Genomic DNA, 11,473 nt, shown 5'->3' with positions numbered 1-11,473 from the left:
CACTTGGTGAGTGGTGAGTGGAGGGGCTGTTCCACTTTATTCAACATTCCTTGTTCCCTGTTCGATATTCATTTGGTGATTGCGCGGTTCCACTTCGTCATTCAACATTCCTTGTTCCTTGTTCGATATTCAATTCCTTGTTCTGTATTCACACCGGTTGCAGCGGTAGGTTTCTAAGCCTTTTGCCGGTTGCCCTGAAAACGGCGTTGGCAATAGCTGCGGATACCGGTCCCTGTGCTGCTTCACCGGCGCCGAGGGGTTCCAGTTCGGGGTGGTCAAGAACAATTACTTCGGTTTCAGGCACTTCAGGAAACCGCAATATGGGATAGGTTTCCCAACTGTTGGTTTCAATTTGTTTGGGGCCATACTTTACCTGCTCCATCAGCGTCCAGCTTGCGGATTGTATCATTCCCCCTTCGGTCTGGTTAATAACGCCATCCGGGTTAATCACCTGGCCGGCATCTATGGCGCCGGTAAGCTTTTTAACATGTATGCTGCCGCCATCGCTATTTATCGCCACTTCTGCCACTACCGCAAAGTAAGATGCCTCGTTTTTGTATTGCGCAAAGGCCAGCCCCAGGGCATTGGTTTTGCTGTGCCTGTATTGCTGCCAGCCGGTTTTATCGGTAACGGCTTTCAATACCGCGATGGCCCGCTCGTCAATAAGGTTTTGCAGGCGGAAACTGAGCGGGTCAATGCCCGCTTTGGCGGCCAGCTCGTCAATAAAAGATTCCAGGGCGAATATGTTACCATAAGCGCCCAGGCTGCGCAAGGCAGAGGTACGCAACGGGCCGGTATAATTGTGCAGCAGTACTTTTTTAGGCGTATTGTACAGGGGTACCGCATTGCGGTAACTTCCCCCCGAAAACTTGCCGGGCACAAAGGAAAATGGTTTCTCCAAATGCCTGCCTGCCAGGAAATAGCCTGCTTTGCCGCCGGGCCTGGTGCTGTGCGTGCCAGACCAGATTTCTGTAACAATGCCGCTTATTTTGCCATCCTTGGTTACACCGCCTTTTAGCTTAAGGGCCATGGCTGTGCCGTAAGGCTCCCAACGGTGTTCATCTTCCCGCATCCATTGCAGCTTTACCGGTGTGCCCGGCATTTCCATAGCCAGCAAAGCCGCGTCGGCCCCGGCATCATCAGCGCCATTGTGGCCATAGCAGCCGGAGCCCGGCACCGCTGTTATCCTTATTTTATCTTCGGCCAAACCCGTAAGGTTAGAAAGAGTGGCCCTTAGCGGGTAAACACCCTGCGTATGAGACCATACCCGCAGGTTCCCGTTTTCAAACAGGGCCAAAGCACAGGATGGACCTATGGATCCGTGTATAACATAAGGTTTTGTGTACAATGCTTCATGTTGTATGGCAGCGCTGCCCAGTGCTGTTTCCGCAGCAGGGTCGGCAACTACGGTCTCCACTTCGCCGTTGCTTTTCAGCATGTCATCCATCAAATTATTTTGGAACGGCAATATATCAGGCATTTCCCAGGTGGTTTCTTTCCGCAATTTATCCAGTGCCCTAACCGCATCATATTCTTCCTGTGCTATAACGGCTACAAAATTGCCATTGCGTACCAGCTTTGTAATGCCCTGCAGCGTACCGGCGGCCGGCAGGGATAGCAGCCGGGCATTGTACGATGGCGGCCGCAAAATCCTGGCATGCAGCATGCCGGGCATCCGCATGTCCTGCAGGTAAAATGGCTGGGCGGTGGCCATAGCCGTTATGTCTTTCCTGGGCAAAGGCTTGCCCACAATGGTGTAGGCCGATGGTGGCTTTACCGCCACTTTCTCATCCACATCCAGCTCCAGTTTTTTACCCTTCAGCAGTTGCCAGTAGGTGACTGCGGCGCCATTGCCGTCTGCTGAAATTGTTCCGTCGGTTACCTGCAGCCTGTCCACCGGCACATTTAGCTGACTGGCAGCCTGTTTAAGTAAATGCAACCTTGCCGCTGCGGCAGCAAGCCGTATAGACCTCCCGCTGGACTCTATCGAGGCGCTGCCCGCCGTATAGCGTTCATCCGGTGTAAGGCCGGTATCGGCAATAACAATGTTCATGCGTTTCATATCTACATCCAGCTCTTCCGCTGCCATTTGCATCAGGGCCGTGCGTACACCCTGGCCCAGCTCTGTTTTTCCGGTAAGTACGCTAATGGTGCCGTCTTCATCAATCCTTATCCACGCATCAGCCGTATTGGCCGGGGCAAGCTGCTCCTCGTATATGGTACAGCTTGCTTTGCCGGGTGTATGCAGCAGAGTAAAGCCTATTACCAGGCAACCGGTGTTCTTGAGAAACAGCCTTCTTGAATATTGATGTAGTGCGGTAGTGCCTGTAGGTTGCATAAAACTGTTTTTGGATAAGTGTGTTATTGTTTCATGGCTGCCGCTGCGCTTTTAACCGCGGCAATAATACGGCTATGGCTGCCGCAGCGGCAAAGCACCCGTTGCAAAGCCTGCCTTATCTGCGTATCGGTGGGGTTGCTGTTTTCTTCCAGCAGTGCTTTGGCGCACATAATCATCCCGTTCATGCAATAGCCGCACTGTGCTGCCTGGTGCTCAATAAAAGCTTTTTGTATAGGGTGCAGGTTTTCTGCGTTGCCGAGAGATTCCAGTGTGGTAATGGTAAAATGTGCAGCGTTACTGCAGGGAATGCGGCAAGATGGTGCGGCTTTGCCATTCAGCAGCACCATGCAACTGCCGCAACGTTCAATACCGCAGCCATACTTAGGGCCATTTAACTGCAGGTTGTTCCTCAGTACATACAAAAGTGGCGTATCTGGTAAAGCATTCACCTCTTGCTCTTTACCGTTGATGTGCAGGGTTAGCTGGTCTGGCATATTATGAGTTGTTAATGGCGTACAATAAACAATCAGTGGCACAAAAATGAAGCCTGAATTTACAATGCCAAAACCATAGTTGGCTGTTAAAATGTAAGGAAGCAAATCGCAATGCCGTTATGGTATAAAATAAAAGGTGTTGGGGGTGCCCCCAAGCTGCGCAAGGGGTCGGGCTTTCCGCTATTACTCCGGCACAAGGCCCTGCTGCGATGGCCTCACCGGGGTAGCCGCTTCAATCCCTCACCCGAAAGACGGTTGCCGGTTACCAGTTGCAGGTTACCGGTCTGTTGATTGGGTGAGTGTTTGTTGTTACTTGGGGATGATGAAATGCAGGTTCCGCATATCGGCAAAGCCGCTAACATTAACGTTGAACAAAAGAACATCAAACAACAAAGCCTCGTAGAGGCGGCATGTTAGTAGGTAAGGACAACCCTATGTGAAGAGAGCGCCGTAGGTGCGATATGTTAAGCAGGATGATGTGTAACCGCGTGATGGATGGTTAGCAGGCATTGTTGCAAAAGCCTGCTGAACATATCGCCTCTACGAGGCTTTACAAACAGGCCGTGTCTGTCTGCCTGCTACTAACATATCGCTCCTACGGAGCTTTAAGGTTGGCTGTGTAAAAAATAATCATCAAGCTATCAATGCCGTTTAATTAAGGATGTCAGCCTGAATTCGGAGACTTCGGAATCGAAGGCCGGGATGCGTGAAAAGCAGGCACATAAAACGGTTTCGATCCCGAAGTTTCGAAACTCAACCCGACATTAGGTTCTTAACTAAATGATATTGATTTACATAAGCTTGTAAAACCTTGTGCCTTACATCCGACCATTTTGCAGAAAAGCTATGCAAAAGCCTGAAAGGCTTTACTTATAATAGCCCCGGTTGAAAACCGGGGTTACTTGCGGCATGACAATCCAACCCTGCAGGGGTTGAACGCTTGTGTATATTCAACCCTTGCAGGGTTGTTGAACGGGTACTTGCTTTTACCACGGGTTTCACCCGTGTCTATTGTTATTAATGCCCTTCGGGCAAACTTCAAGACACCATATCAACATCACCACATCAAGAAACTGGCAATCAGCTACCTGGTAGTTTCTTTTTCCTGATTGCATCTTCAAAACAAAAGCATCATCTTACACATCAACAGACCGGTAACCTGCAACTTGCAACCGGCAACGGGCTGTCGGGTGAGGGATTGAAGCGGATACCCCGGTGAGGCCATCGCAGCCGGACCTTGTGCCGGAGTATGAGCGGAAAGCCCGGCCCGAGGTACGAGGGACACCCCCAAAAAATTTTATCCTACATCTACCGTTTCTCCGGTAATAAACCTCTTTCATCGTTCTTTATAAGCCATTTACAGATTATTGCTCTTCTGTTAAGCCCCCTGGCTTATTATTGAATAATTTATTTTTGCCGTGAATAATTGAACAACAATGTATTACAGTTGTTTGACGGATAGGTAAAGACTAAACTTTGCCAGGCTGCGCTAACGGGTTTTTACGGCTCATGTTTCCGGGACTAAAGAAAATGTATGCTTTATCAACTTCAGAAAATAGTTGCTACCGTTTTATTGGTTTGTATCGCTGGTTTTGTTCATGGGCAATCTCCTGCCCGTTGGCTTACCGGGCAGGTAAAGAAATTCTTTAACGATACTGCTTCCGCAACTGAAAAAAGTTTCAGGGTGTACCCTACGTTGGGCTATGCGCCGGAAACGGGGCTGGAAGTGGGCGCTTCATCGCTCTGGCTTTTCAGGGCTCGTAACGACAGCATGAACCGCCTTAGCGAAGTACAGGCTTTTACTTTTTTTACCTTTAAGGCGCAATATGGTTTGTGGATTGACAATGCCATTTACGGCCACCAGGACAAGTGGTTTTTCCTGGGCAGGACACGCATACAACGTTTTCCCTTGCTGTATTATGGCGTTGGCCCTGATGCGCCGTACGAAAACCCTGCTGTGGTAGATGCCAATTACATTTTGTTCAGGCAGCGGGTGCTCAGAAAAATAAAGCCCAACCTTTTTCTTGGACCTGAGGTAGATTACCAGCAACTTTTTAGCGTTGATTTTAACCAGCCGGAAATTAACCCGCATGTGCCACCGGCAGGCAGCAGCGGCACTACCAATATAGGGGCCGGCCTGGCGCTGGTGTATGATAACAGGCACAATGTGCTGAATGTGCGCAAGGGGCTTTTTGGAGAAATCGGCTGGATGAAATACGGCCCTTCCATCGGCAGCGATTACCGTTTCAGGAGCATTAACGTGGATGTGCGATCTTACCATCCTTACCATAAAAACAACGTGATTGCCTGGCAGGTGCTGGGTAATTTTCTTACCGGTGAAGTGCCTTTTAACCAGTTAGCACTTATGGGCGGGGATATGATGATGCGTGGCTACTACCAGGGCCGTTACCGCGATAAAAACCTGCTTGCCGCACAAGTGGAATACCGTATGCTGCCGTTGAGCTTCAGCAAACGTTTTGGCGCTACTGTTTTTGCCGGAATGGCTGCCGTTGCACCGCAGGTAAAAGCATTCCAGCTAAACAACACACGTTTATCCGGCGGCGCAGGGTTAAGGTACCTGCTGTTTAAGAAAAAAGATATTTTCCTGCGCTTCGATCTTGGTTTTACCAAAGACGGCCCGGGCTTTTACTTTTATACCGGTGAAGCTTTTTGATATTAGATGGACACAATAAGTGCTTAATCCCTGAGCTTAAAGTTAAATACAATCGTTCCGGATTGTTCATCCATAGAGCCTGCATTAAACTTTAACTGTAAAGCTTTGCGCTGTGCGATAGCCTTTATATTGCTGTTGGTTGTTGTAGTACCACGTGGGTTAATGATGGCACTTGTTACCCTGCCTTCCCTGCTTACTTTTATATCTACAGCTACTTTAGCATTTTCATTAAAATCATCCTGGAATGAAGGCATACTAAACCTTCTGCCGCTTAAACCGCTGCGTATGCTAACACCGCTTTTACCAGTGCCGCCATTGCCTGTATAGCTGTCTGAATTGGGGTTGCCGTTGGCCTTGCCCTGGTCTCCGTTACCACCGGCAATGCCCTGGTTGCGAACGCCGTTATAACTATCTGCACCATTGCCGCCGTTGCCTGTGTTTTTACCACCGGCATATACCGCTTTTGGCTTTGGTTTGGCAGGTGTGGTATTCAAAGTGGCTTTGGGTGTAGGCTTTTTTATTTCCGGTGTTGTGGTTGATTTTGGGTTGGGTTTTACTTTTGGTTTGGATGGGTTTACCGGTGTGGCATCTTCTGCATTGTCTTCTTCCAGTTTATTGTCTTCCTCTGCCGGGGCAGGTTGCGATACTGGCGTGGTAGGGTTTACATTGGTTTCTTCAGATTCTGTGGGTTCTCCCGGTATCATGGGGGCCACATCGCCCAGGCCCTGGTCACTGTTGCCCAGGTTAACTTCCACGCCTTCGTCCTGCACCTGTGGCGGCAGTTGCGGCAACGTCCAGCTAATAAAAAACAGCAGCATAAATATGCCTGCGCAGATAGCCGCTGTGTAACCCAGCGCTTTCATGTTTTTCCTGGACTCAAAATGGTCCTGTGCGGGATTGTAATTCATTGTAACAAATATAACGTCAGCACCCGGCTGTTTATGTTATAAAGATGCTAACAAGTGTGGATATGGCTGGGATATAATCAATCTCGTGCATGCGTCTTCTTGCATAGGTGCAAAACCTTTAAAAACAGGTACTCAGGCAAGGTGTTTCTGTTTGGATTTTCTCCGCACAGCATTCTCTTTGCGTTTGGCATTTTTGGCTTTGATTTCCTGCATTACTTTTCTGAAGTCTGCAAGCTCTTTTTCTGTCCACGGTTCAGACTTCGCTGAAAAGTCTACATTTTTTGGTTCTTTAACCAGTCCCATATTTTTAGCTTTTAAAATACTGTGATATAAGTTTCAAAGCGGCACTTGTTTCTATAAACATCCTAAGCCCACGAAAGTGTGTTGCAAGAAGTGTTTGTTCGTAATGCTTGATTAGTGCGGATTTTGCGTCAAAAGCAAGAAATCCCTCGTAGCCTTTGTCCACCGAAACTTTACAGGCATATGCGACTAAATTTCCCGGAACCCCTAAATACACCTTCATTTTTCCCTTATTGAATTTTGAACTTTCAATCAGGTGCATAAAAATGTGGTCTTGTTTATCCTCAATGCTTAATAAACCTTGAATAATAGTTGGATTGTTAACTGTAGTCAGTTTATAAACCTCTTTACTCATGTCCTTAAGTTCCTTATGCCAATTAAATTGCCAATCGTTTCTTTTTATTTGCTTAACATCCGTTTCTGTTAACCTGACAATTTCTGTGTCAAAAATTTCACCCGTGGCAAGGTTTTCAATTGAGTTAGTTAGTTTATCAATCTTAAAATCAAGTCCTGTTTCTTTTCTTTTTTTCACACTACGAATTTACAAAAACTCATTCTGTCTGGCAAGTTAGGTTGTTGGTGGTTATTCTTGCGTATTGTAAAATTTTTGAGATGGTAATCAAACCACTACAGCAGTCAATACCGGCATCACAAATGATTTTCACGGCACTGTTGCCGGTTGGTTGGATATATTTTAATGAGGGTGGACTTGCAGTTCTTTGCTATCAAACAGATTGCTACATTTTTTGCCGCGTAAAGATATAAAGTACAAGGTACTGACACAACGAAAGCCTCATAGCAGCGCTTTAGTCTGGACACAAAAAATGCTACAAACGCGTACGGAAAATTTCAACCGAAGACTTTTTCCAGGAGTTGAAATCGCCTGCCATGATGTGTTCGCGGGCCTGTTGTACCAGCCACAGGTAAAAACTTAAATTCTGTATGCTGGCCAGTTGCAGGCCCAGTATTTCGCTGGCCACAAACAGGTGGCGCAGGTAAGCCTTGCTGTAGTATTGGCTCGTTTCGGCGGGCAACGCGTCGTCAATGGGGGAGAAGTCGGTTGCCCATTTTTTGTTTTTGATATTGATGACACCTTTGGTGGTAAACAGCATGCCGTTGCGGCCATTGCGGGTGGGCATAACACAATCGAACATATCAATGCCGCGGTCTATACATTCCAGTATATTCCAGGGTGTGCCAACGCCCATCAGGTAACGTGGTTTAAGCCAGGGAAGGTTTTCGCAGCACAGCGCTGTAAACTCATACATCATTTCTTCGGGCTCGCCAACGCTTAAGCCGCCAATGGCATTGCCCGTTGCCTCTTTGGATGCCACATACTGGCTTGAAGCCACCCTTAAATCTTTATAAGTGCTGCCCTGTACAATAGGAAAAAGGTTTTGCGTATAACCATATTTGCCTGGCGTTTCAGAAAGCCTTTTAAAACACCTGTCAAGCCAGCGGTGGGTAAGCTCCATGCTTTTTTTGGCGTACGCGTATTCGCTGGGGTAAGGCGGGCATTCATCAAAAGCCATGATAATGTCGGCGCCGATGCTGCGCTGAATATCCATTACATTTTCCGCTGTAAACAAATGCCTGCTTCCATCAATATGGCTTTGAAACAGGGCGCCTTCTTCTGTAAGCTTACGGTTTTCTGCCAGTGAAAAAACCTGGTAGCCCCCGCTGTCGGTAAGTATGGGCCTGTCCCACCCGTTAAAGGCGTGCAGGCCACCCGCGGCTTCCAGCACTTCTATTCCCGGCCGCAGGTACAGGTGGTAGGTGTTGCCAAGAATGATCTGCGCATTTATTTCAGATTTCAACTGGGGTTGGGTAACAGCTTTAACGCTGCCCACAGTGCCTACGGGCATAAAAATGGGCGTAAGTATTTCACCGTGATCTGTGGTTATCTTTCCTGCTCTTGCTTTGCTATCCTGCGCCGTATGCTGTAACTGAAACTGTAATGCTGCCATAAACACCTTTTAGGGCGTGCAAAGATAGCCGCTTGCGGCTACCGGCAGCAAATTTTGCAAGCCAAACAGCGGGTGTGGCATAAGAGGTAAAATTTTAATCCCGTTTCAGCCCGATTATGGTTAAATTGCATTGCTCCCTTCTTCAAACCTTCCTTTAAAAGTTTTCAATCCTTCTTTCCCTTTAATTTTTAAAATAACATACTATGACGATTCAGTTTGTACACACCGGGCAGGTAATGTATGCCACCGTAACCCTTTTTACTGATGCCATAAAAAGCACAGTATTGGTTGTGCCGCAAAAGATTATCCAGGGGTTTGCCAACCTGAATTTTTTTGTGGATGTAGAAGGTGAGTGGAGAACGGATGTTGAATTTGAAAAAAAATATCCGTCAACCGTAAGCAGTATTAAGTCGGCAGTATTCTATGATTGCTGAACCTTACCGTTTATTGAATGTGTTGAATGTTTTCTTTGCTTTCTTTTAACTAAATTGAATGGTTACAAAAACCATATTCGTGTAATGAATAGCTGCAGGCCTGCATCATTTTTCAACACAAAAAATACTCGAATGAAACCCAAAAACTTTGCTGCAACTATGCTTGCCGCTACTGCAGTTATTTATTCATCCTGTACACTGTTTTCAGGTTCTAAAAAAGATGATACATCTAAAGCGCTGGTAGGCAAATGGGGATTTGTTACCATAACGGAAAAGAAAGATACCGTACCGTTACCTGATGCCGATACCACGGATTGGATTACCACCCTTTTTGCCTCTTACCATGACAGCCTGGGCATTGAGTTTAATACAGACAGCAGCTACCGCATTTATGCCGGCGGCGCCATTGCAGATTCCGGAACCTATTATGTTGATTCATCCAGCCAAACGCTGTATGTAAAAGAAGATTCCGTATTTAAGCCCTTGCAAATAAAAGCCATTACAGACAGTACATTTGAAATTTTTGAACCTGCTGACAGTGCCGTTATCAGGCTACGCAAAAAGGACAGTTTGTAATTATCCCTGCGCTGCTTGTGTAATTTTTTCTCCGGCGCATCTTTATCCCATCACATTCAAATTAACAGGCTTCTTTCTTATACTACACCTGTGTTGTACACAGCATGCCTGCAAGGCAGGCTAAGAAAATGAAGCCCCTTTAAAACCACTGTTATGAAAGTATTCATATACAGCATAATTGCTGTTGCCTTTACCTGCCTGTTTGCCGCCTGCAATACGGGCAGCCATTCCACTGAACATCATTTTGCTGAAGCCGACTTACACCGCATTCGTGAAAACAACGTTGCGGAAATTAAAGAGGAAAGCAATAAAGCCTACAACACAGAAGAGTACGATAATATTGTTGAAAACCCATTTGTAACGGCTTTAAAGCAACCCCTTTCCACTTTTTCTGTTGATGTTGACAGGGCTGCTTACAGCAATGTGCGCCGTTACCTACAAGGCGGTTTACTGCCGCCGCGTGGTGCTGTAAGAATAGAAGAAATGATCAACTATTTCAATTACAGCTACTCCCAGCCAGGTGAAGGAGTGCCGTTTTCCGTTAATACAGAAACCGCTTCCTGCCCCTGGAACCCCGAACATAAACTTATTCATATAGGGTTAAAAGGCAGGGAGATTGAAAAAGAAAACCTGCCGCCCGCCAACCTGGTTTTCCTGGTGGATGTTTCGGGTTCTATGGATGAGCCAAATAAGCTGCCGCTGGTACAATCATCCCTTAAAATGCTTGCAACCCAGTTACGGAATGAAGACAGGGTTGCGATTGTAGTGTATGCCGGTAGCGCAGGCCTGGTATTGCCATCTGTAAAGGGCTCTGAAAAACGTAAGATAAATGCTGCTGTTGAAGCGGTGCAGGCAGGCGGCCCTACCGCTGGCGGGGAAGGCATCAGGCTGGCTTACCGGGTAGCGAAAGAACACTTTATTAAAGAAGGCAATAACAGGGTTATCCTGGCTACGGATGGAGATTTTAATGTTGGCGTTAGCAGTGAAGATGAACTGGTAGCATTGATAGAAGAAGAGCGGAAAAGTGGCGTGTTTTTAACCGTGCTTGGCTACGGCATGGGATACTACAAAGACAACAAAATGCAGCAGTTAGCAGATAAGGGTAACGGTAACCACGCTTACATAGACAATAGCGACGAAGCCAGGAAAGTGTTGGTGAATGAGTTTGGCGGAACCCTATTTGCCATAGCAAAGGATGTTAAGCTGCAGGTTGAGTTTAACCCCCTTCATGTAAAATCATACAGGCTGATTGGCTATGAAAACCGCATGCTGAGCAAAGAAGATTTTAACGATGATAAGAAAGATGCGGGAGAAATTGGCGCCGGCCATACGGTTACAGCTTTGTATGAGGTAATCCCGGCAGGCGTTGCAGATGAATACTCCGGCAAAGTTGACGAACTTAAATACCAACAACCGGAAGCAGTAAAGGATAATTACAGCGATGAAATGATGACGATAAAGCTGAGATACAAAGCGCCCGACGGAGATGTAAGCAACCTGATGACAAAAACCGTTGCTGCAACTGATGCTGCATTTGAAGATGCTTCAGAAAACTTCCGCTTTTCTGCGGCTGTGGCCGAATTCGGCTTGCTATTACGCCGTTCAGCGTACCGCCAGTCCGCCTCATTTAGCCAGGTAATGTCACTGGCGAAAAGTGCCCGCGGCAACGACGACGATGGCTACCGCAGCGAATTTATCCGTTTGGCAGAAACTGCATCCGCATTATCAGTTGCAAAAGACATCAGCAAAAACTAATAGCCCGTTTTTAATAAATAAAACCAT

The 11,473-nt window shown here is 47.0% G+C and carries 10 protein-coding genes; 4 read left to right on the top strand and 6 right to left on the bottom strand.

All coding sequences use genetic code 11. The features are described 5' to 3' along the window. Positions 1–148 precede the first annotated feature (148 nt). Together F0364_RS24465 and F0364_RS24460 are read right to left on the bottom strand one after the other, a co-directional pair. Positions 149–2,338: a xanthine dehydrogenase family protein molybdopterin-binding subunit gene (locus F0364_RS24465; RefSeq protein WP_153800448.1), complete on the bottom strand. Its 2,190-nt coding sequence runs from the start codon at positions 2,336–2,338 to the stop codon at positions 149–151. A 23-nt stretch (positions 2,339–2,361) separates the two neighbouring features. Beyond that, positions 2,362–2,832 carry a (2Fe-2S)-binding protein gene (locus F0364_RS24460; RefSeq protein WP_153800447.1) on the bottom strand — a complete coding sequence of 157 codons (471 nt, stop codon included), beginning with the start codon at positions 2,830–2,832 and terminating at the stop codon, positions 2,362–2,364. A 1,534-nt stretch (positions 2,833–4,366) separates the two neighbouring features. Between F0364_RS24460 and F0364_RS24455 the strand changes: the two genes are divergently transcribed. Further along, positions 4,367–5,506 carry a BamA/TamA family outer membrane protein gene (locus tag F0364_RS24455; RefSeq protein WP_153800446.1) on the top strand — a complete coding sequence of 380 codons (1,140 nt, stop codon included), beginning with the start codon at positions 4,367–4,369 and terminating at the stop codon, positions 5,504–5,506. Between the two features lie 23 nt (positions 5,507–5,529). On the opposite strand, the gene F0364_RS24450 is transcribed toward F0364_RS24455, so the two are convergent. From F0364_RS24450 to tgt, 4 genes are all read right to left on the bottom strand, one after another. Then, a complete protein-coding gene (locus tag F0364_RS24450; protein ID WP_153800445.1) occupies positions 5,530–6,414 on the bottom strand; it encodes a hypothetical protein in 885 nt (294 codons plus the stop codon). 132 nt (positions 6,415–6,546) lie between these two features. Then, entirely contained in the window at positions 6,547–6,717 is a 171-nt protein-coding gene (locus F0364_RS24445; protein WP_153800444.1) for a hypothetical protein, read from the bottom strand. Positions 6,718–6,721: 4 nt separating this feature from the next. Further along, complete coding sequence (locus F0364_RS24440) at positions 6,722–7,246, bottom strand: hypothetical protein (protein WP_153800443.1); 525 nt, start codon at positions 7,244–7,246, stop codon at positions 6,722–6,724. Positions 7,247–7,541: 295 nt separating this feature from the next. After that, positions 7,542–8,681, bottom strand: coding sequence for a tRNA guanosine(34) transglycosylase Tgt (gene tgt / locus F0364_RS24435; RefSeq protein WP_153800442.1), 1,140 nt, complete (start codon positions 8,679–8,681; stop codon positions 7,542–7,544). Positions 8,682–8,884: 203 nt separating this feature from the next. Between tgt and F0364_RS24430 the strand changes: the two genes are divergently transcribed. From F0364_RS24430 to F0364_RS24420, 3 genes are all read left to right on the top strand, one after another. Next, positions 8,885–9,115, top strand: a complete 231-nt coding sequence (locus F0364_RS24430) for a hypothetical protein (protein ID WP_153800441.1) — start codon at positions 8,885–8,887, stop codon at positions 9,113–9,115. Positions 9,116–9,247: 132 nt separating this feature from the next. After that, entirely contained in the window at positions 9,248–9,691 is a 444-nt protein-coding gene (locus tag F0364_RS24425) for a DUF5004 domain-containing protein (RefSeq protein ID WP_207632860.1), read from the top strand. 153 nt (positions 9,692–9,844) lie between these two features. Further along, the gene (locus F0364_RS24420; protein ID WP_153800439.1) at positions 9,845–11,446 is read left to right on the top strand and encodes a vWA domain-containing protein; all 1,602 of its coding nucleotides are present in this window, start codon (positions 9,845–9,847) and stop codon (positions 11,444–11,446) included. Positions 11,447–11,473 lie beyond the last annotated feature (27 nt).

Origin of the sequence: Foetidibacter luteolus, from assembly GCF_009650435.1 — a bacterium.
Lineage (GTDB): Bacteria > Bacteroidota > Bacteroidia > Chitinophagales > Chitinophagaceae > Foetidibacter > Foetidibacter luteolus.
The sequence above is the reverse complement of the archived record's forward strand: the minus strand, read 5'-3'. Positions and strand labels throughout refer to the sequence as shown.

What these genes read in the sequence shown, in the direction of transcription:
- F0364_RS24425 (WP_207632860.1), top strand. Translation starts at nt 9,248, where the DNA reads ATGAAACCCAAAAACTTTGCTGCAACTATGCTTGCCGCTACTGCAGTT.
- F0364_RS24450 (WP_153800445.1), bottom strand. Translation starts at nt 6,414, where the DNA reads ATGAATTACAATCCCGCACAGGACCATTTTGAGTCCAGGAAAAACATG.
- F0364_RS24445 (WP_153800444.1), bottom strand. Translation starts at nt 6,717, where the DNA reads ATGGGACTGGTTAAAGAACCAAAAAATGTAGACTTTTCAGCGAAGTCT.
- F0364_RS24430 (WP_153800441.1), top strand. Translation starts at nt 8,885, where the DNA reads ATGACGATTCAGTTTGTACACACCGGGCAGGTAATGTATGCCACCGTA.
- F0364_RS24465 (WP_153800448.1), bottom strand. Translation starts at nt 2,338, where the DNA reads ATGCAACCTACAGGCACTACCGCACTACATCAATATTCAAGAAGGCTG.
- F0364_RS24420 (WP_153800439.1), top strand. Translation starts at nt 9,845, where the DNA reads ATGAAAGTATTCATATACAGCATAATTGCTGTTGCCTTTACCTGCCTG.
- F0364_RS24460 (WP_153800447.1), bottom strand. Translation starts at nt 2,832, where the DNA reads ATGCCAGACCAGCTAACCCTGCACATCAACGGTAAAGAGCAAGAGGTG.
- tgt (WP_153800442.1), bottom strand. Translation starts at nt 8,681, where the DNA reads ATGGCAGCATTACAGTTTCAGTTACAGCATACGGCGCAGGATAGCAAA.
- F0364_RS24455 (WP_153800446.1), top strand. Translation starts at nt 4,367, where the DNA reads ATGCTTTATCAACTTCAGAAAATAGTTGCTACCGTTTTATTGGTTTGT.